The sequence below is a fragment of the Flavobacterium sp. MR2016-29 genome, assembly GCF_015350695.1.
Taxonomy (GTDB): domain Bacteria; phylum Bacteroidota; class Bacteroidia; order Flavobacteriales; family Flavobacteriaceae; genus Flavobacterium.
Genome location: NZ_JADKPU010000001.1, coordinates 1,005,094 through 1,026,222, shown reverse-complemented (window position 1 = coordinate 1,026,222; position 21,129 = coordinate 1,005,094). Strand labels below are relative to the sequence as shown.

Annotated in this window: 15 protein-coding genes; 11 read left to right on the top strand and 4 right to left on the bottom strand. The window is 32.0% G+C overall.

Annotated features, from left to right (window positions below; all coding sequences use genetic code 11):
- Positions 1-31 precede the first annotated feature (31 nt).
- The 10 genes from nagB (at position 32) to IR010_RS04580 (ending at position 12,349) form a co-directional block, all read left to right on the top strand.
- Complete coding sequence (gene nagB / locus IR010_RS04625; protein WP_194566998.1) at positions 32-1,960, top strand: glucosamine-6-phosphate deaminase; 1,929 nt, start codon at positions 32-34, stop codon at positions 1,958-1,960.
- A gap of 182 nt (positions 1,961-2,142) precedes the next feature.
- Positions 2,143-2,382 carry a DUF3820 family protein gene (locus IR010_RS04620; RefSeq protein WP_029269002.1) on the top strand — a complete coding sequence of 80 codons (240 nt, stop codon included), beginning with the start codon at positions 2,143-2,145 and terminating at the stop codon, positions 2,380-2,382.
- 581 nt (positions 2,383-2,963) lie between these two features.
- On the top strand, positions 2,964-4,577 hold the full coding sequence (locus IR010_RS04615; RefSeq protein WP_029269003.1) for a CTP synthase: 1,614 nt from the start codon (positions 2,964-2,966) through the stop codon (positions 4,575-4,577).
- Positions 4,578-4,658: 81 nt separating this feature from the next.
- Positions 4,659-6,566, top strand: coding sequence for a membrane protein insertase YidC (gene yidC, locus IR010_RS04610; protein ID WP_194601983.1), 1,908 nt, complete (start codon positions 4,659-4,661; stop codon positions 6,564-6,566).
- Positions 6,567-6,711: 145 nt separating this feature from the next.
- The gene (locus tag IR010_RS04605) at positions 6,712-7,428 is read left to right on the top strand and encodes a toxin-antitoxin system YwqK family antitoxin (RefSeq protein ID WP_194601980.1); all 717 of its coding nucleotides are present in this window, start codon (positions 6,712-6,714) and stop codon (positions 7,426-7,428) included.
- A gap of 136 nt (positions 7,429-7,564) precedes the next feature.
- A complete protein-coding gene (gene mnmA, locus IR010_RS04600) occupies positions 7,565-8,752 on the top strand; it encodes a tRNA 2-thiouridine(34) synthase MnmA (RefSeq protein WP_194601977.1) in 1,188 nt (395 codons plus the stop codon).
- Positions 8,753-8,797: 45 nt separating this feature from the next.
- A complete protein-coding gene (locus tag IR010_RS04595) occupies positions 8,798-10,402 on the top strand; it encodes a S8 family serine peptidase (protein WP_194601974.1) in 1,605 nt (534 codons plus the stop codon).
- 12 nt (positions 10,403-10,414) lie between these two features.
- Positions 10,415-11,359, top strand: a complete 945-nt coding sequence (locus IR010_RS04590; RefSeq protein ID WP_194601970.1) for an NAD(P)H-dependent flavin oxidoreductase — start codon at positions 10,415-10,417, stop codon at positions 11,357-11,359.
- A gap of 20 nt (positions 11,360-11,379) precedes the next feature.
- A complete protein-coding gene (locus IR010_RS04585) occupies positions 11,380-11,790 on the top strand; it encodes a hypothetical protein (RefSeq protein ID WP_029269012.1) in 411 nt (136 codons plus the stop codon).
- Positions 11,791-11,854: 64 nt separating this feature from the next.
- Complete coding sequence (locus IR010_RS04580) at positions 11,855-12,349, top strand: hypothetical protein (RefSeq protein WP_194566991.1); 495 nt, start codon at positions 11,855-11,857, stop codon at positions 12,347-12,349.
- A 92-nt stretch (positions 12,350-12,441) separates the two neighbouring features.
- Here the strand turns inward: IR010_RS04580 and IR010_RS04575 are convergent, their stop codons facing one another.
- The 4 genes from IR010_RS04575 to IR010_RS04560 form a co-directional block, all read right to left on the bottom strand.
- Positions 12,442-14,412, bottom strand: coding sequence for a DUF3857 domain-containing protein (locus IR010_RS04575; protein WP_194601967.1), 1,971 nt, complete (start codon positions 14,410-14,412; stop codon positions 12,442-12,444).
- Positions 14,412-16,355: a DUF3857 domain-containing protein gene (locus IR010_RS04570; RefSeq protein WP_194601964.1), complete on the bottom strand. Its 1,944-nt coding sequence runs from the start codon at positions 16,353-16,355 to the stop codon at positions 14,412-14,414. The genes IR010_RS04575 and IR010_RS04570 overlap by 1 nt, the downstream gene beginning before the upstream one ends.
- Positions 16,321-19,575, bottom strand: a complete 3,255-nt coding sequence (locus tag IR010_RS04565) for a toxin-antitoxin system YwqK family antitoxin (protein WP_194601961.1) — start codon at positions 19,573-19,575, stop codon at positions 16,321-16,323. Before IR010_RS04565 ends, IR010_RS04570 begins: the two co-directional genes overlap by 35 nt.
- Positions 19,576-19,830: 255 nt before the next feature.
- Positions 19,831-20,265: a DUF4268 domain-containing protein gene (locus IR010_RS04560; RefSeq protein ID WP_029269021.1), complete on the bottom strand. Its 435-nt coding sequence runs from the start codon at positions 20,263-20,265 to the stop codon at positions 19,831-19,833.
- 91 nt (positions 20,266-20,356) lie between these two features.
- Between IR010_RS04560 and IR010_RS04555 the strand changes: the two genes are divergently transcribed.
- Positions 20,357-21,007 (top strand): NUDIX hydrolase, encoded by a 651-nt coding sequence (locus IR010_RS04555; protein ID WP_194601958.1) that lies wholly within the window; start codon positions 20,357-20,359, stop codon positions 21,005-21,007.
- The last annotated feature ends 122 nt before the right edge of the window (positions 21,008-21,129 follow it).

Genomic DNA, 21,129 nt, shown 5'->3' with positions numbered 1-21,129 from the left:
TTTACGATTAGAAAAATTAAAAAATCATATCATGTTAAAAAGTAAAATTGACAAAGCAACAGGATTCGAAAAACGATTCGAAAACATCAATACGGTTGTTTTTGAAAATTCTTCTGATGCTTCAAAAGCAGTTGCTCAGGAAATTGCGGCTTTAATTCAATCCAAACAAAAAGAAAATCAGCCTTGTATTTTAGGACTTGCAACTGGTTCTTCCCCAAAAGGATTATATGCAGAATTAGTTCGTCTGCATAAAGAAGAAGGTTTGAGTTTTAAAAATGTAATCAGTTTTAATTTGGATGAATATTATCCGATGGAGCCAAACTCAATCAACAGTTATGTTCGTTTTATGAAAGAACTGCTTTTTGATCATGTTGATATTTTGCCTGAAAATTATCATGTTCCGGACGGCCTTTTAACAAAAGAACAAATTGCAGATTATTGCCACGATTATGAGGCAAAAATTGAAGCTTTAGGCGGAATAGATCTGCAGATTCTTGGAATTGGAGGAAACGGTCATATTGGTTTTAATGAATCAGGTTCGCTTCAAAATTCAAAAACAAGACTGGTGGCGCTGGACCATATTACAAGAGTTGCGGCAAGCAAAGATTTTTCTGGTTTGAGCAATACGCCAAGAACTGCAATTACACTTGGAGTAAAAAAAATTATGGAGGCCAAACAAGTTATTTTGATGGCTTGGGGAGAAGGAAAATCAAATATTATAAAGAAATCTGTTGAGGATGAAGTAACGAACCAGATTCCAGCTTCATTTTTACAGGAACATAATAATGCCGTTTTTGTTTTAGATAAAGAAGCTTCTTCTAAACTAACAAGAATCAACAGACCTTGGCTGGTTGAAAAAGTAATTTGGACAGACAAATTAATCCGTAAAGCAGTTTTAGGATTAGCACTTGATCTTAAAAAACCAATTTTAATGCTTACTGATGCCGATTATATCGAAAACGGAATGAGCGATTTATTGGCAGATTCTGGACCGGCATATGATATCAATATTAAAATTTTCAATAAACTGCAAAATACGATTACAGGCTGGCCGGGCGGAAAACCAAATGCAGACGATTCTAATAGACCAGAAAGGGCTGAACCTGCTAAAAAACGCGTGCTGATTTTTAGTCCCCATCCGGATGATGATATTATCAGTATGGGAGGAACCTTTATGCGTCTGCAGGAGCAAGGGCATGAAGTGCATGTTGCATACCAAACCTCTGGAAATATCGCTGTCGCGGATGATGAAGCGTTGCGTTTTGCAAGATTCGTAACGGATTACAATGAAAAATTCGGCATTAAAAGTGCTGAGGCTGAAAATATTTATCAGAAAGCAGTAACTTTTTTAACCAACAAAAAGAACAGTGAAATCGATATCCCAGAAGTTCGTTACATAAAAGGGCTTATTAGAAAGGGAGAGGCAAGAGCAACAAGTCATTTCGTTGGTTTAACTGATGATCAGATTCACTTTATGGAACTGCCTTTTTATGAAACTGGCACAATTGAAAAGAAACCAATCGGAAAAGAAGACATTCAATTGACAATGGATTTAATTGAAAAAATCAAACCGCATCAAATTTATGCTGCAGGAGACTTGGCTGATCCGCACGGAACACACAAAGTATGCCTGGATGCTATTTTTGAAGCTGTAAAAGCATTAAAGCCAAAATCATTTATGGATGACTGCTGGCTTTGGTTGTACCGAGGTGCTTGGCAGGAATGGGGAATTGATGAAGTCGAAATGGCAGTACCAATGAGTCCTGATCAGGTTTTGGCAAAACGCCACGGAATCTTCAAACATCAGTCTCAAAAAGACGGCGTTGTTTTTCAGGGAACTGATGCCAGAGAATTTTGGCAAAGAGCTGAAGACCGAAATGCCGAAACCGCTGCTTTATACCAGCAATTAGGTTTGGCAACTTATGCAGCTATGGAAGCTTTTGTGAAGTGGGAATATTAGTCACAGTTTAAAGTCTCAGTCTTCAGTACCAATTTCAACTGTAAACTGTTATTGAGACAGAAAACTATTTTTAAGTCTGCGGCAAAAAAATAAAAAAATACAATAGCTTTGTACCAATTAGAAGCAAGAAAAAAGAATCAATCGATATTCTTTCATCTTGCTTCTTTTTTTCTTTAAAAAAAATGGAACAAGACAAAAAACTGCTGATAAAATTAGCGCACACTAAAATGCCTTTCGGGAAATACGAAGGCCGATTTTTAATCGATTTGCCGGAATATTATGTGGTATGGTATCAGAATAAAGGTTTTCCAAAAGGAGAATTGGGACAGCAATTACAGCTTATTTATGAATTGAAATTAAATGGTCTGGAAGAGTTAATTCGGAATATAAAAAAGCAATATCCAAAGCCGTTGAATAAATAGTAAGAAAAATCCTTGGTTATTTGATTTTTTTTATTTATGTTTGATATACAAAAATATTATAATTTTTAAAAACAAATTGATACCACAGAATTCGAGACTGAATTTATAAATGTGTACAAGTCAATATTTTGAAATTGTAATATTTGATACATAAAAAATATTATAATTTTTAAAAACAAATTGACACCACAAAATTCAAGACTGAATTTGTAAATGTGTACAAGTCGATGTTTTAAAATTATAATATTTTTTTATTTTAAATTTACTTCAATAAAGTTGTTATTGCAACTTTTATAGTACACCTTTTATGTTATTTGCGTGTAATACTACAAACCTTGAAATAGCAGGAAACGATCTTCAATCATTGTTTTTTTATTTATTGAGTATAGCGATATGATATTTTGCTTTAAGATATATTCAAAAAAAACTCTAATTAAAAGTTAAAATTATCGATTACAAAACCAAGTAATAGTTCTCTTTAAAAAAATGCAAATTATCTCATTCTCTAATTGATAAATTGTCTAATTAAATTTGTACTTTTGCCAAGTTTTTTACACAACTACAATACAAACAACAACAGAATGAATCAAACAAAATATATTTTTGTTACAGGCGGTGTGACTTCTTCTTTAGGAAAAGGAATTATCGCGGCATCTTTAGCAAAATTGTTACAAGGAAGAGGTTACCGTACAACTATTCAAAAATTCGATCCGTATATAAATGTAGATCCGGGTACTTTAAATCCTTACGAACACGGAGAGTGTTATGTAACGGATGATGGAGCTGAAACAGATTTAGATTTAGGTCATTACGAGCGTTTCTTAAACGTTCCTACTTCTCAGGCAAATAACGTTACTACAGGAAGAGTTTATCTTTCGGTTATTGAGAAAGAAAGAAGAGGAGAATTTTTAGGAAAAACGGTTCAAGTTGTTCCTCATATTACAAACGAGATCAAAGACAGAATGCAATTGCTTGGAAAATCAGGCGATTATGATATTGTAATTACTGAAATTGGCGGGACTGTTGGTGATATTGAGTCTTTGCCTTATATTGAGTCTGTTCGTCAATTGGTTTGGGAGTTAGGCGAAAATAACGGAATTGTTATTCATTTAACATTAGTTCCTTATTTGGCTGCAGCAGGTGAGTTGAAAACAAAACCAACACAGCACTCGGTTAAAACTTTGATGGAAAGCGGAATCAAAGCAGATATTTTAGTTTGCAGAACGGAGCATGAATTGTCTCAGGAACTTCGTCAAAAGTTGGCTTTGTTTTGTAATGTTAAGAAAGAAGCAGTTATTCAATCAATTGATGCTTCAACAATATATGAAGTTCCAAATTTAATGCTTGAAGAAGGATTAGATGTTGTCGCTTTGAAAAAATTAGATTTACCTAAAAAAGCATCTCCAGATTTAAAAAACTGGAATACTTTTTTACGCAGATTAAAAAATCCAAAACATACGGTAAATATTGGTTTGATTGGTAAATATGTAGAAATGCAGGATTGTTACAAATCTATTTTAGAGGCGTTTATTCATGCAGGTGCTGCGAATGAAACTAAAGTAAATGTAATTTCTATTCACTCAGAACACATCAATATTGACAATGTAGAGGAAAAACTAGGAACTCTTGACGGTGTTTTAGTCGCTCCAGGTTTTGGTGAAAGAGGTATTGAAGGAAAAATCGAAGCGGTTCGTTTTGCGCGTGAAAATAATATTCCGTTTTTCGGAATTTGTTTAGGAATGCAAATGTCTGTTATCGAATATTCTAGAAATATATTAGGTTACAAAGAAGCAAACTCTACTGAGATGAACGATAAAACGAAACATCCGGTTGTGAATTTGATGGAAGAACAAAAAACAATAACAGACAAAGGCGGAACTATGCGTCTTGGAGCTTGGAAATGTGATATTAAACCAAATACTTTGGCACATAAAATCTACGGTCAAAAAACTATTTCTGAGCGTCACCGTCACCGTTATGAATATAATAATAAGTATAAAGATGAATTGCAGAAAGCAGGTTTAATCGCTTCTGGAGTTAATCCTGATACAGGTCTGGTTGAGATTATAGAACTTGAAAATCATCCGTTTTTCATTGGAGTACAATACCATCCTGAATACAAAAGTACAGTTGCAAACCCACATCCAATTTTTGTAAATTTTGTGGCTGCAGCGGTAAATTCGCATAAAAAATAATAATTAATATTCTTAAGGATGTAACTTTTGAGCTGAACTCATAACTAATAGCCTTATAACGAATAACTTTTTTAAACTATAATGGAAGAAAAAAAATTTGATCTTAATTCAATCATTGGTTTTGTATTGATATTTGGAATTTTGATTTGGATTATGTACCAAAATCAGCCTTCAGATAAAGAGATTGCTGCTGAAAAAGCAAAGAAAGAATTAGTTGCTAAACAAGAAGCACAAGCCAAGGCTGATAAAACTAAAACAGCTGTTTTACCTGTTGCTGCAACTGCAGTTCCTGGCGATACGCTTCAGTTGGCGAAATTGCAAAAAACTTTAGGTGGATTTGCTTATTCAGCTACACTTCCTTCTGCAAAAGAATCTTTTACAACAATCGAAAACGAAAAGATTAAACTTAAAATCGCTAATAAAGGTGGTTATATAGTTGAAGCTACGCTTAAAGAGTTTAAAAAATTCTCTGCTAATTCTGGACAATTGGTAGAATTGATTAAAGACAATAATTCTAATTTAAACATTCAATTATTAACAACAGATAACAGAACTTTAAATTCTAAAGATTTGTATTTTGAACCAACTTTGACGAAAATCGGAGCAGATCAGATTTTGACTATGCGTTTGAAAGCTGGCGCTAATGAGTTTTTAGAATACAAATATATTCTTAAACCAAACGATTACTTAGTTGGTTTTGATATTCGTTCGCAAGGATTAAATAAAGTCTTAAATGCTGCTAAACCATTAGATTTAGTTTGGGATTTAAAAAGTTATAGAAATGAGAAAAGTGTTTCGATCGAAAAGAGATATGCTCAAATTGAATATGAATATGGTGATGAAAAATACAGTTCAGTAAATCACGGTGTAGGAAAAGAAGAAACTCCTGAAAAAGTGAGTTATATAGCTTTTAAACAACACTTTTTTGCTGCAATTTTATCTACTGATAAGGCATTTGAAAAATCTAAATTACAATCTGACGATTTAGTTAAAGATGAAAATATTGATACTACTTATATAAAGCAATTTAAAGCAACAGTTCCTTTGGCTTTCACTAATGGAGAAATTGACTATAAAATGAGCTGGTACTTTGGACCATCAGATTATAAAGTTTTAAAATCTTACGATAAAAATTTTGAGAAAATTATTCCATTAGGATGGGGAATTTTCGGATGGATCAACAAATGGATTTTTATTCCATTATTCGGATTCTTAAGCTCTTATATTGCGTACGGAATCGCCATCATTATCTTTACAATTATTATTAAATTGGCAATGTCGCCAATTACATATAAGTCATTCTTGTCTCAGGCTAAAATGAAAGTTTTACGTCCAGAGATTACAGAGTTGGGAGAAAAATTTAAAAAAGACCCAATGAAGAAGCAGCAAGAAACAATGAAGCTGTATAACAAAGCAGGGGTGAACCCAATGGCAGGATGTATTCCGGCATTGATTCAGCTTCCGTTTATGTATGCTTCATTTCAGTTCTTCCCCTCAGCTTTTGAGTTAAGACAAAAAAGCTTCCTTTGGGCAGACGATTTGTCATCATTTGATGCTGTTGTAAAATTACCATTTCACATTCCATTATACGGGGATCATATCAGTTTGTTTCCTATTATGGCAGCAATTGCGATTTTCTTCTATATGAAAATGACTTCTGGAGATCAGCAAATGGCAGCACCACAGCAGGAAGGTATGCCGGATATGGCAAAAATGATGAAAATTATGATTTATGTTTCACCATTAATGATGTTGATTTTCTTTAATAGTTATGGAGCAGGTTTGAGTTTATATAACTTTATTTCAAACTTAATTACGATTGGAATTATGTTTGTAATCAAAAATTATATTGTTGATACAAATAAAATTCATGCTCAGATTCAAGAAAATAAATTGAAAGAGCCTAAAAAGCAAAGTAAATTCCAACAACGTCTTCAAGATGTTATGGAACAACAGGAAGCTGCAAAAGCTCAAAATAAAAAGAAATAACGCATTTAGAAAATCCCGATTTATCGGGATTTTTTATTTCATGCACGATTTCAAATTGTAATTTTACAGTATTTTTTTAACTTTAAATGCTGTAAAATATACTTAATGGAATTCATTTTCGTTAAAGCTTAAAATTGAATTTAATATGATTTATAAAAAACTACTATTTGCAATGCTTTTCTTAAGCAGTATTTTGGCAACAGCACAAGATGTTAATAAGGTAGATGCAAACGGAAAAAAAGATGGGGTTTGGAAAGGAATTTACGAAGTATCAAAACGTCCGCGTTACGAAGGAACTTTTACTCACGGAAAAGAAACAGGTATTTTTAAATTTTTTGATGATACAAAAAAGGGAGATGTTGTAGCAACTCGTGATTTTACTGCGAATGATGGCAGTTCATTTACTATTTTTTATGATCAAAATAAAAATAAAGTAAGTGAAGGAAAAGAAGTTGGCAAGGCTCGAGAAGGCGAGTGGAAATACTACCACAAAGCTTCAAAAGTTATAATGACGCTTGAAAACTACAAAAATGGAAAACTCGAAGGGACAAGATCGGTTTATTATCCAGATGCTAAAATTGCAGAAGAAATGACTTATAAAAATGGCTTAAAAGAAGGTATTTATAAGAAATATGGACAAAATGGAATTCTTTTAGAGCAAAGCACCTATAAAAATAATGAATATAATGGCGAAGCACTTTTCTATGATTCTGATGGAGCAGTCGCTTCTAAAGGTAAATTTCTAAACGGAAAAAAAGTCGGAATGTGGCAGTTTTTCTTAAAAGGAAAATTGACTAAAGAAGTAAATATGAGTGATCCAAAAAGCAATTATAAAGCTGACTCAAAGCCTAAAATGGAATAATACTTATTTGAAAAAGTATTTTTTTTTAAACAATAAATTTTATCAACACTGAGATTGCATAAACTAATTGAAACCATTACAATTTTCTAAAATATGCCTTACCTTTGCACCCTTATAAAAATATAAAGGAGTTAAAATGAAACGTGTAGTTGTTGGTCTTTCTGGTGGAGTGGATTCTAGTGTTGCTGCTTACTTATTGCAGCAACAAGGTTACGAAGTTATTGGGCTTTTTATGAAGAACTGGCACGATGACTCAGTTACTATATCTAACGAATGTCCTTGGTTAGAAGACAGCAATGATGCTTTATTAGTAGCTGAAAAACTCGGAATACCGTTTCAAACTGTCGATTTAAGCGAAGAATACAAAGAAAAAATTGTTGACTATATGTTCAACGAGTACGAAAAAGGAAGAACTCCAAATCCTGATGTACTTTGTAATCGTGAAATTAAATTTGATGTTTTCATGAAAATTGCTTTAAGTCTAGGTGCAGATTATGTTGCAACGGGACATTATTGTCAAAAAAATGAAATTGAAGTTGACGGAAAACCAATTTACCAATTAATCGCTGGTGCTGACAACAATAAGGATCAATCGTATTTTCTATGCCAATTATCTCAAGAACAATTGGCAAAATCATTATTTCCAATTGGCGCTTTAACAAAACCAGAAGTTCGTGAAATTGCTGCTGAAATGGATTTAGTAACTGCTGAAAAGAAAGATTCTCAAGGATTATGTTTCATCGGAAAAGTACGTTTGCCTGAATTTTTGCAACAAAAATTACAGCCAAAAGATGGAAAAATTGTTCAGATTGATAAAAATGATCCAATTTATACTTTTGAGAAACCTGCTTTATTATCTATAGAAGAAGATTTAAAATTAGAAGCTCAAAAGCTAGATTATCTTCCGACAATGGGAAAAGTAGTAGGAAAACATCAAGGTGCTCATTATTTTACAATTGGTCAGAGAAAAGGTTTAAATGTTGGAGGCACAACAGATCCGCTTTTTATTATAGCAACTGATGTTGAAACTAATACTATTTACACCGGATTAACAAGCAACCATCCAGGCTTATTCAAGAAAGCATTATTTATCGAAAAATCTGAAGTACACTGGATTCGTACTGATCTTGCTTTGAAAGTAGGGGAAACTATGGAAGTAATGGCGAGAATTCGTTACCGTCAGCCTTTGCAGAAAGCTACGTTGCATCAATTTGAAGACGGAATGTATGTTCGTTTTGATGAACCGCAATCTGCCATAACTGAAGGCCAATTTGCAGCTTGGTATTTCGATAATGAATTAGTTGGTTCGGGAGTAATTTCTTAGCTTTATACTTTTTTACGAGGGTTTTGCCTTTTAAAAAAGTAAATTATGAAGAACTTTTACGTATTTCTTTTACTGCTATTTTCATCTGCGATGTTTTCGCAAGAAGATGCGTGGGTTTATTTTAAAGATAAACCAAATGCTCAAGCTTATTTAGATAAACCTTCTTACATGCTCACACAACGTTCTTTAGATAGAAGAACAAATCAGAATATTGTTTTAAACAATACTGACGTTCCTGTCGAAAAGGCGTATATAAATCAAGTAAAACTAAGTTCCGGAATTATTGTTTTGGCAAAATCAAAGTGGTTAAATGCACTTCATATAAGAGGAACCCAAGCTAGTATTTTTGCATTAAAAGCACTTTCATTTGTTGATAAAGTGGTTTTTGCAAATAAAACTTTAAACACAACCGCAAAAAAAACTAACGAAAATCGTACTTCTCAAACAAACGACAAGCTGAAAACTGCAATTGATTATGCTTATGGAAATTCTGCTAATCAAATTCAAATGCTTAACGGACAGGCTTTGCATAAGCAAAATTATACTGGTTCCGGAAAAGTAATTGCGGTTTTAGATGCTGGTTTTCCGGGTGTAAACACAGCACAGCCTTTTCAAAATTTATTTACTGCTAACAGAATTTTAGGAGGCTATGATTTTGTAAATAGAAATGCTAATTTTTATACTGGTGATGATCACGGAACTCTTGTACTTTCGACAATGGCTGGTTATAAAGAAAACGCTTTAATTGGCACTGCTCCAGATGCTTCTTATTATTTGTTTATTACAGAAAATGATGCTTCAGAAAATCCGGTAGAGGAATCACTCTGGGTTGAGGCAGCCGAAAAAGCAGATAGTCTTGGCGTAGATATTATTACAACTTCATTAGGTTATTTTGAATTTGATAACGCTAACTACAGTCATACTTACAGCGATATGAATGGCAATACTAATTTTATTTCGCGGGGCGCAGAAATAGCTTTTAGTAAAGGTATAATTGTAGTTGCTTCCGCAGGAAACGAAGGAAATACTGCTGAACCACATATTGGCGGGCCGGCAGATGCTGTTTCTGTAATTACTGTAGGGTCAGTGACTTCTTCAAAAGTAAAATCAGGCTTCAGTTCAATTGGACCCAGTTTCGATAATCGAATAAAACCAGATGTAATGGCGCAGGGAACTGCTACTGTAGTTTCTGATGCTTCAGGCAATATCGGAACTTCAAGTGGAACTTCTTTTTCGTGCCCGGTGATGGCAGGAATGATTGCGTGTTTATGGCAAGCTTTTCCTTCTAAAACAAATAAGGAAATCCGTGAAATAATCTTAAGATCATCAGATGGATATACCTTGCCAGATAATAATTATGGTTACGGAATACCAAATTTTGGGTCTACTTTTGGAATTGAAAATTTTCAGAACTCAACCGTTTTTTCGATGTTTCCAAATCCAGCAAAAACAACGATTTCCTTTTTGTTTTCAGATGAAAATCATACTGCTTCAGTTTCAATTTTTTCACTTTTAGGGCAAAAATTAATCGAAAAACAAATCACAAATCAGAATCCGATTCTTTCTATTGAAGCCTTAAATAGTGGTCTTTATTTTTATACTTTTGATGCTGAAGGTTTGCACAAAACAGGAAAGCTAATCAAACAATAAGCACATATTTGAATGAACAAAATCACACAACTTTTCGATATAAAATATCCAATAATTCAAGGTGGAATGATCTGGAACAGCGGTTATAAACTGGCTTCTGCAGTTAGTAATTCTGGTGGATTGGGTTTAATAGGTGCCGGCTCTATGTATCCAGAAGTTTTGCGCCAACATATTCAGAAATGCAAAAAAGCCACTGATAAGCCATTTGGAGTAAATATTCCGATGTTATATCCTAACATTGAAGAAATTATGAATATCGTTGTTGAGGAAGGTGTGAAAATTGTTTTTACTTCGGCTGGAAATCCTAAAACTTGGACTTCTTTCTTAAAGGAAAAAGGAATTACGGTGGTACATGTAGTTTCTAGCAGTTTATTTGCTTTAAAAGCCCAAGAAGCAGGAGTAGATGCTGTTGTTGCAGAAGGTTTTGAAGCAGGCGGACACAACGGGCGAGAAGAAACTACAACGCTGACTTTGATTCCGATGGTAAAAGAAAAAATCCATATTCCGCTTATTGCTGCAGGTGGAATTGCGACCGGAAGAGGAATGCTTGCCACAATGATTTTAGGTGCCGACGGTGTTCAGGTTGGGAGTCGTTTTGCAGCTTCTTTAGAATCTTCAGCGCACAATAATTTCAAAGAAACAATAGTTACTATTAAAGAAGGTGGAACTCAATTGACATTGAAAGAGTTAGCTCCTGTTCGATTGGTTAAAAATAAGTTTTATCAAGATGTTCAGGAATTATACGAAAAAGGTCCATCAAAAGAAGATCTAATCCAGCTTTTAGGAAGAGCAAGAGCCAAAAAAGGAATGTTTGAGGGCGATCTTGAAGAAGGCGAACTCGAAATTGGTCAAATTGCAGGATTGATTCATGAAATTTTGCCAGTTAAACAAATTATTCAAGAAATGATGACCGAATTTGAAGCTGCCTGCCAAGAAAAAGCTAAATTTGAGTTTTAATTATCTGCAAGAAATATATTATGAATTCTATTCGCACTTATATAGTATTACTTTTTTTAGTATTTGGTCTGCAACAGGCTCAAAGCCAGTCATATCATTTTAAAACTTCTGGTTTTAGCGTTTTAGAAAAAACAGGAAAAGGAAAATGGGGCGAATGGTCTAATCTTGATTTGGTGAACCTTTCAGTAGTTTTAGATACAGAAAAACACAGAATTGTAGTATACTCTCAGGAAATTCAGCTTTTTAATATTTTAGATTATATTGAACGCGAAGAAAACGATACCGATGTTGTATATTCATTCATGTGCAAAGACAACGACGGAAGAGACTGCAAGCTTTCGATTATTACCCGAAAAAAACAAGACTACCGCAAACAGCTTTATATTAACTACGACGACCGTATTATTGTTTATAATATTTTTACTGTATAGTTCACTAAAAACGTAAATTCTTTATGCAGATTTGTAATATATTTTTTGACTAGGTAATATAAAAGTGAAAGAAAAAATTCAACAAATATTAAAAGAGGGAGTTTTACCAAAAGATGAACTTGATAATTTCTGGGATAATTTCTTTGGATTTTTACCATTATTTCTTTTAATGGTTATTATAAAAGAGAACATAATTTTGTTTATCGCAATTTTTTTATTGATAGGTTATGTTTTTTTCCTAAAATTAAATGAGAAAAAAATTAAACGGATTGATACATTATTAAATAAATATCAGAATAATATTTTGATTGAAAATATTGCTAAAAGTAAAAAATGGACAATTAAAACCATTGATTTAGAAGGCTACTACGAATTTTATATCCCAATTATATTTGGAATTATAGGACACAAACTGACAATAATTTCTACTGAGGATAAATTGTTTTTTAATTTAAGAAATATTGGAACATCAAAAGGCCGAGTTCCCTATATGTTTGGTATAGATACAATTAAAGAACAGAAAATAATTAATCTTTTTAAAAATAATAGTAAGACATAAATTTTATAATTTATAATCTGTCTACCATTCATAACAACAAACCCGACAAATCTCAAAAAACTTGTCGGGTTTGTTATTTAAAACTTTAAGTTTTACTGCGTCACAATAACCACAATTTTATTAAAATCGGCAGCAGCGTTGATAACTGCTTTGTATTGTTCAAAGCTTGTTAAAGGATAATTGATAATATTGTAAAATTCAGTATTTTCAATTGTTACTTCGTTTTTGTTTTGAGCGTAATTACTGGTAAAAGCAGCTTCAGTTTTTCCGTTTAAATCGGTTTTAAAGTTCATTACAAACTTATCCAGATTTTTGATTTTAGCTCCGTCTGGCAAAATTATTTTGATTTTACGCGTGTAATAGTGCGGATAATCAATCTCTATAGGAAGCACACGTTTGTTTTCTTGATAGAATTCCATTTGTCTTCCAATTGTTTGTCCAACAGAAAATAAATAATTTTCACCAGCTTTCTGAATCATATCTTTTCCATCAAAAGTCAAATTCAATTTATAGGGCTGTTTACCAATGAATTCAGTTCCGTCATTTTCAGTCGTAAGTGTTTTGTATTCACTTTGTAAAGTATAATTCTCAGAAATACTTTTCAGCATGGTTTTATACTGATCTGCAGAAACAAAATCTTTTATAGGCTGAAAATTCATTCCAGAATATCCTCCGTACGTCATGTGACTTGTAATTAATGGGTTTTCAAGGTCTTTAGTAAAGTCAACTGTAATATCCATAAAATCATGCGTGATTTCAGTTCCGGGAATCTCAATAAAATTAATTTCTCCAATTCCCATTGATACGCCGGCAAACACCTTTTCTTTAATAAATAATCCGTTGTTATTTCCTAAATAATTAGGGAAAAGTGGTAAACGGTATTCAATTTCAGTAGGAGAAAGGTATTTTTTTATACCAGGAAAATAGAATAAAAAGTCATTTAGGTTTTCATAGCTTTCAAAATCTTTATCAAAAGGAACTTTGTAACGGCTTGTGGTAAAAACAAGGTTTTGTTCGACTTTAAAATATTTAAAAACAGCCACATACAATTTAATAATATCTAAACTATTTGCCTGTTTTGTACTGATAACATCGCTTAAGTTTTCTTTTGAATCGATGTATTTATCATAAATAATCGTTTTTTTTATCTTGTTTTCGATGTTCCAGATTTGTTCCTGAGGATCTTTAGAATCAGGTATAGAACTGCAGAAAGTGGCAATTGCTTTTTCTTGTTTTTTGTCTAAAACAGGATTGACTCTTTCATAAGTTGTTGTTGCATATTCTTTAAAGTTATTCAAGTTTTTGCCTCCAGAAAATAAGTTGGCATCTAATTTATAGCGAAAAAGTTTTAATTTGACATCCCAGTTAGAGTAAGCTTCGTCATCTTTTAAAGCAGTTATGTCTTTTTCAGAAATGCTCCATACTTTTTTGTTTTCGATCTTTTTTTCATCTAAAACAGGCTCGCTTAATCCGTTGTACGATTTGGTTTTAAAAACAAGATGTGCAGGAGCAATTAATTCAAAATTAAAATCAGCTATAGGATACTGATCTTGCATCTTAATAGTGTTTCCTTTTAAATCTGGAGCTTCTTCTATAATGTACAACTTTTCGATTAGAGCACCTTTTTCAAGTCCGTTAAGCGCAAAATAGTTGTATTTCATACCTTTTTCCTGATCAACTTCTTCTTTAATATCTTTTTTGTCTAAGTTGATTACTTTTCCATTTTTTAGAATTACACGAACTTTGGTAATCAATACGTTCTCTTCGTCTCCAAAAGGAATATAAACTTTATTATTTCGTTCAATTGCGTCATCAGAGTTGATGTATTTTTTTTCGTGTATCAAACGATATTGGGTAGCAGTATTTTTATTCACTACAACCTCTATTTTTACATTACGGCTTAAAATAATTTCTTTTTCTGTCTCGTACTTTTTCGGAACCTCAATTTTAGTTTCTTTTTCGTTCCAGTCGTAATTTTTAAAACTGTAATCTTGAGCAAAAAAAACCGACGTACTCAGCAGTGCGACAAAGGTAAAAATGGTTTTTAATAATTGTTTTTTCATTATTTTTCTAGTAAAATTATGGTTTCGTTATAGTTAGTTTTTAGTTTTTTGATGGTTTCATTCCAAGGCTCAAAATCGGCTTTGTTTAGTAATAATTTTTTTTGCGCCAAGCTGACATTTAAATATAAAATATCATTTTTCAATTCATAAGTAAAATGCGCTTTCAAATAATCATTGTCTAAATCAAAGTTTTTTGGCAAGTATTTTATGCTGCAGTTTTTAGGAATTTCTAACGCGTATTGCGTTGTAAATTGGGTTAAATAATCAAATTCATATTGAGCGACTCTATCTTTTGCAATAGTGGCTTTTTCTAAAATTTTATCTAAAAATAAATTCACATAAATTTCCTTATCGACTTTTACAATATAATTGTCAAGCTCAAAAGTATAATCAATAGAGTAAGGAAGCTCTTTATCATTTAAATTTTCCTCTTTAAAATCTTTTAAATTGAATTTATTATTCCCTTTTAAAACCAAAGATTTGATCATTTCTTGGCGCGCTTTGTTCGATGCGTCTCCAATTTGCATCAAAATGTGGCTTCGGTTATAACCAAAACGATCCATTTTTGCCGTTCCTGTAAGCTTTGTGTTTTCGATTTTTAAATCAATTTTTTCCTTAACTTCATTTTGATTTGCTAGAACTACAGGAACGGGATAAATTTTATATTGATCGTTTTCACTGAAAAGAACTTCTTTTCCTTGTATAAAAGCAGTTGGTATTCCGTAACGTGTTTCTTTATCAGTACCATCTAAGAAAACGTAAGTATCACCTTTTTTGAAAAGTGCTATCATATGATTGTCTACAGATGGCGTTGCCAAATCATTATACGAATAAGGAATACTGCGTGTTCCTATCCAGGCGACAGTTACATTTTTTACGTCTGCATATTTTGCCATACACGAAATAATGCTGGCCATATCTTTACAGTCGCCAAATTTTCTTTCGAATACCAAACTGGCTTCACGCGGAATAAATCCTTCATAACCATTCTCAAAAGCAATGTATTTAATGTTTTCTTTTACCCAATAAAAAATACTCTTTACCTTTTCTTCATCTGTACCTTTATCTTTTGTAATTTCTAAAGTAAGCGCTTTTAATTCTGGATCTTCTTTTTTATTAAGGTCTTTTACAAAATCTTTATAATAGTTGAACAATTCCGGAATATCTCCTAAAACTGGAGTAGTTTTTCCATTTGAAGTATACTCTTTAATATAAAAATCGACATGTGGTACTTGGTATAAAAAGCCTGGAGAATTATCTTCAAATTTGGCTGCTTTTATGTCAGACAAAGTCCATTTGTGTACCCATTTTCCTTTTTTTTCTGTTTTAGAATAAACGATTGTTTTGTCTGGATCATTAAAAATTTTGTAGTCAATCACAATATTTTTGTCTGTTCTGACTTCTAATGTAGAATTTTGAATAGGCATTGAACCTCCAAATATAAATTTATGAAGCAAATGCGGATCTAAAAATTGCGTTTGATAATTGTATACTTTTTTTGCCCCAGTTTCGATATTAGGAAACGTAAGCTGGCGCTCTTTTACATCATTATAAAAAACAGAACTTTGTTCAGACTGTTTTTCAATTGTCTGTGTAACTTTTATCTTTTTCTCTTTTCCGTTTTCATTGATAACGGTATAAGCATCGTAACTTTTTAGCGGAATTAAATCAGAATAGGAAAACGATTCCTTGTTGTTGAAAATTCCGTTTTGTGTTAAAATTATCGATTCATAATGATTGTCCTGAATGATTTTAGGAGAATTGTTTTCAATCGAAATATCATACAATTCATAATTATCCAGAACAACTTCGTTGTGATCTGGATATAGATTTTTAATATCCTGAAAAGATTTTTGTGCTGTACTCGAAATGGAATAAAAAACAAAAAAAGCAATCAAAATAAAAGGCTTATTTGATAATTTCGACCAATTCATCTGAATCATATTTTTTTGTTGCTATTAGTTTGCCAGCATTATAAATTAATGTATTTCCGTGCAGTTCGTCACTTTTTAAAGAGACATCAGCCCAAAGATTTCCGTCTTCCTTAAAGTATTGCTGCTGTCCTTCAAAAGAATTATTTATAAAGTGTTCTTTTTTATAAGGTTTTCCATTAGCATAATACTCAATTCTGTCTCCTTCTAAATTGCTGTTTTTATAAGTGCATTCGTATTCTAATTTTCCTTCAACATTGTTGATGATGAATTTACCGTTAAAACTTCCTTTGCTTATAGCAAATTGAATTGCAATTTTTCCGTTTGGATATGAAGATGAAATTTCAGCTGTTTGGTTCTCAATGTTTACTTTGTCGTTTAATTCGCCCGTTTTGCTTTTTCTGATAAAATATTTTGGCATATTGTTCTCATAACCAAGAATTACCAAAGGTTCGCCTTTTTGATTGTAATATATAGTTTCTCCCTCAATTGCATCGTTTACCTGTGTATATTCCATCATCTTCGATTTGTTGTTGTAATAACGAATGGTTTTTCCGTTTTCACTGCCAAAAGTATATTCTTCTGTCAGCCTTAAATTTCCAACATAATCGTAATATTTGTTAAGACCGTTTAATCTGCCGCAATAGTAGCTTTTCTCAAATAAAAGAGATCCTACAGGACTATATTTTTTATATGAATTATGAAGAAGCCCGTTAATGTATTCAGCTTCGATTATGTTCGTTTTAAATTTGTCCTGAGAGATAAGTTTTCCATTTAAAATTCCATTTTTCAGTTCATAATTTTTGGTATAAATACCGCCATTAAACGAATAATTAAATTTCCCGGATTTGTTTTTATAATCAATTTCATTTTCCAGTTTTCCTTTAGAATCAAATGTTTTTCGGCTTGCCACATAACTGTTTATGTAATGATCGATAATCGAGATATTTCCATCTTGAGAGTAAGTGTATTTATCATAAGCAACATCATTTGCTATCATATAACCTTCAGTACTTACTGCGCCATCAGCATAAAAAGTTTTAAAAGGTCCGTTTTGCTGTCCTTTTTCATAGTTATAAAGCTGATTTACTTTGTCTCCGTCATAAACTTCGTAACGGCCGCTGATGGTATCATTTTTAAAATTGCTAATGCTTGACAATTGGCCATTTGTGTTGTAATTTGTACTTAGGCCTTCTGTTTTTCCATTAATATAAAACTCTTTTAGGCGTGTTACTCCAGATGAAAATAAATAATTCCATTCGCCTGTTTTTTTGCCTTTTTCAAAAGCACCTTTAATTCTAGGAGTACCGTCAAAATTTTTCATTTCAAAAGTTTTCTTAGTAACATTTACTTCGGTTCCTTTTGGAGCAATTGCAGTAAATTGAGTGCCAGATTTTAATTCACCGCCTTTGTGTTTTTCTTCAAAATATTTATTTCCGTAAGTATCAAAACAACTGTAGGTTTCAAGTTCTCCTTTATTATTGTAAATACTTTCAAATGATTTTTTACCATTTTGAAAGTATTCTGTAGATTTCAGAATAGATCCTAAAGCACAAATATTTTCTTTTTCCAGTGTTTTATTTGAATAATATGATTTGTAACTTCCTTCGATAAAACCATTTTTGTAAAGAGCTTCAGCTTTGATCGTTTTGCCGTCAAAATATTCTAAATAGTTTCCTTCAATTTTATTATCTAAGCAGTTATAAGTTTCTGTCAGCGCTCCAGATTCGTCGTAAGAGTTGTATTTTCCGCTTAGTTTTCCGTTTGCATAATCTATTTCATTTTTTTTAGTTCCAACTTCATACAAACAAACCAGAGTTCCGTTTCGTTCCCCTTCTGTAAAATTTATTTCACAGTTTTTTCCGCCATTTGGGAAATAAGAAGTACTGATGCCGTCAAGCTTATCTTCTTTATAATTCTCTGTTAAAGCTATATTTCCGTTTTCGTAATAAGTAGTTCTCTTTCCATTTAATTTTCCTGCAGTAAAATATTTTTCTTCTATAAGCTTGCCTTTTTCATCATAATATTTTTGAAGACCGTCAAGAAGTCCATCTTTAAAATTAAGTTCTCCATTTAAATTGCCAAGTACATTTAAATATTTGCTCTTTCCCTGAAATTCTCCATTTATTTGCGGTCCAATTATAAAAGGTCTTTCATTTCTAACAGAAACTACGACATCTTCAACATTTCCAAAAACATCTAACTTTCTTTTTCCAAAAGAAGACCAAAAATCTTTCAAGAGATAATCATCACGAAAAGAAGTCATTTTTTTCTTTTGTTTGGCTAATTCTTTACCAATTTTGTCTTCCATAGAAAGCAAACTGTAATAAGAATATCCTTCTAACTGATTTTTTGCAACAAGATCTTTAACCCATGGAAGATATGTAGTTTCAAAAAAACCATCGCTCATTTTGTGTTCTGCAGCATATTCTGCAACAGCTTGTACCTGACGTGTTATAACATCATCAATACTTGATTTTATTTTGTATACTTTTTTTAGAGGTAATTGATTTCGTAAAATGGTTTCGATCTCTTCGAAATTATCTCCAGATTTTGAAAAAACCAGTTTGTTTTCCTCCAGATAATTTTGTCCAAAATTAGCATTCAGGTTTAAAACTGCCTGACTCGCAAATTGACCGGTTGGAGCAATAACAAGATAACTCATCATGGCAAGAGTTCCTTCTACAATTTTTCCGTTTTCAAAAGCCATTATTCCTAATAAATAATGAGATCCCGCATGATTTGGATCATTTGTAATAATACGCTCTAAAAGCTCAAGAGCCTTTTGATTTTCTTTTTTTCTAATATATAAGATTGCGAAATTGTATAGAAAAGGAGAATAATTTGGCATATATTTTTCGCCCTCCTTGAAGATTTTTTCAGATAAATCGTATTCCTTTTCGTTGCTTAAAAAAATAGCGTACATTTTAAACAATTCTGGATATTCCTGCATTTTACCATTTGCATATAAATTTTCCAGAAGTGCTTTTACCTCGCTTTTCTTTTCTTGAGCGCTGAGTGTTAAACCTATTTCGTATTGTGCATTTAGATATCTAGGATCTATTTTGCTGATTTTATTATATTCTTTTAGGGCTTCATCGTATTTTTTATCGTTGTAGAAGTTGTTCCCTTTACTAATTATAGAATCATTGTTGTAAACGTAAGCATAATCAGTTTGTGCATAGTTTTTTGAAAATGAAACTAAAAAAAACACCAATAAAATTTTCTTCATTACAGATTTAGGTTTTTCAAATATAAAAATTTTGACCTAAATTGTATCGATTATAGGTATTTCTTTATTAATTATTTTTTAAATATCTTAAAATTATAGAATTAGCGTTGTAATGTCTTGATTTTACTGTGATATTAATAGTGTTGATATTTGGTTATTCTCTATAAAAAAACAACGGCAATAAGTTCAATAAACTTATCGCCGTTGTTGTAAAAACTTATTCCCTAAACTCGGGATAGTAATTTGCAAAAGGACTTACTCAATATCTTTAATAAACTCATCATATTCTAAATAGAACATTTCGAGCGCATGCATTTTTTCGAAAAAGAAATCAAAAATAGCATCCCAATTATTTCTATTACTAAAACCTACGCCTTCTTTCTCTACCCAAATTCGGCTAATTGTTTTGCCGCTTTCCAAAGTGTGATTTTTTTCGAAAACCAAATCTTTGATAAATTCTTCTTCCAAAATATTTTTTAAAGCTTCTACTTTTTCATAATAAGCATTTCGCTTCTCATCACTTCTGTGTTCGATGTCAATTAAAACTTGAGCTTTTTTATTATCCACATAAAATTTAAAAGAGAAATCTTTAATCTTGGTGTCATATAGAACCCATTTGCGCGGATATTTCTCGGCGAAAGCCACCCAAAATTCTCTTTTTATCTTTTGTGATTCTTCTCTACTGTACATTTTTAAGGCTTTGGTTTTAGAAAACTTGTAGAAACGCGTTTTCTAGACTATATTTATATTTTATTTGAAAGTACAAAAATAAACTTTGATTATGGATTTTCAAGATTTTTTGCAATATGTTCCTAATTTAATTCCAGTTGAACTTCCGGCGACTTTTGCGCATATTAAAATGGCACCAAAAGGCAGAATAGAAGAGCTTAAAAGTCTTGATATAACATCAAAAAATCCGAGAATTGCGGCGGTAATGATGTTATTTTACCCTAAAAATGAAGAAACACATTTAGTTTTGATTGTTCGAAATGCTTATAATGGCGTGCATTCATCACAAATTGCCTTTCCTGGAGGAAAATATGAAACCACAGATGTTAATTTTGAAGCTACTGCTTTAAGAGAAACGCATGAAGAAGTGGGAGTTCTTCCTGAAAAAATTAAAGTGATCAAGGAGTTCTCGCCAATGTACATTCCGCCAAGTAATTTTTTGGTTCATCCCTTTTTGGGAATTGCGAAAGAAGAACTTTTGTTTTCTCCAGATGTTCGAGAAGTTGCCTCTATTATCGAACTGCCTTTATCTGTTTTTTTAGATGACGAAATTATTATCGAAGCCACGTTGTCAACTTCTTATGCTGCCAATGTTTTAGTGCCGGCGTTTAATATTCAAAATCATGTTGTTTGGGGAGCAACAGCTATGATCTTAAGCGAACTTAGAGATGTTTTGAAAACAACTTTTAACGAAAATCTGTAAAAACATAAATTTAACAATTTGATATTCATTGTGATAGTAATTTATTTCTGAAATTGTTTAGTACTATTGCTAAAAGAATAATTTTTGTATGTTTGCGACGTAATAAAAAAACACAATAAACA

Excerpts from the sequence above, each read along its gene's own strand:
- nagB (WP_194566998.1), top strand. The coding sequence starts at position 32 with ATGTTAAAAAGTAAAATTGACAAAGCAACAGGATTCGAAAAACGATTC.
- IR010_RS04620 (WP_029269002.1), top strand. The coding sequence starts at position 2,143 with ATGGAACAAGACAAAAAACTGCTGATAAAATTAGCGCACACTAAAATG.
- IR010_RS04615 (WP_029269003.1), top strand. The coding sequence starts at position 2,964 with ATGAATCAAACAAAATATATTTTTGTTACAGGCGGTGTGACTTCTTCT.
- yidC (WP_194601983.1), top strand. The coding sequence starts at position 4,659 with ATGGAAGAAAAAAAATTTGATCTTAATTCAATCATTGGTTTTGTATTG.
- IR010_RS04605 (WP_194601980.1), top strand. The coding sequence starts at position 6,712 with ATGATTTATAAAAAACTACTATTTGCAATGCTTTTCTTAAGCAGTATT.
- mnmA (WP_194601977.1), top strand. The coding sequence starts at position 7,565 with ATGAAACGTGTAGTTGTTGGTCTTTCTGGTGGAGTGGATTCTAGTGTT.
- IR010_RS04595 (WP_194601974.1), top strand. The coding sequence starts at position 8,798 with ATGAAGAACTTTTACGTATTTCTTTTACTGCTATTTTCATCTGCGATG.
- IR010_RS04590 (WP_194601970.1), top strand. The coding sequence starts at position 10,415 with ATGAACAAAATCACACAACTTTTCGATATAAAATATCCAATAATTCAA.
- IR010_RS04585 (WP_029269012.1), top strand. The coding sequence starts at position 11,380 with ATGAATTCTATTCGCACTTATATAGTATTACTTTTTTTAGTATTTGGT.
- IR010_RS04575 (WP_194601967.1), bottom strand. The coding sequence starts at position 14,412 with ATGAAAAAACAATTATTAAAAACCATTTTTACCTTTGTCGCACTGCTG.
- IR010_RS04570 (WP_194601964.1), bottom strand. The coding sequence starts at position 16,355 with ATGATTCAGATGAATTGGTCGAAATTATCAAATAAGCCTTTTATTTTG.
- IR010_RS04565 (WP_194601961.1), bottom strand. The coding sequence starts at position 19,575 with ATGAAGAAAATTTTATTGGTGTTTTTTTTAGTTTCATTTTCAAAAAAC.
- IR010_RS04560 (WP_029269021.1), bottom strand. The coding sequence starts at position 20,265 with ATGTACAGTAGAGAAGAATCACAAAAGATAAAAAGAGAATTTTGGGTG.
- IR010_RS04555 (WP_194601958.1), top strand. The coding sequence starts at position 20,357 with ATGGATTTTCAAGATTTTTTGCAATATGTTCCTAATTTAATTCCAGTT.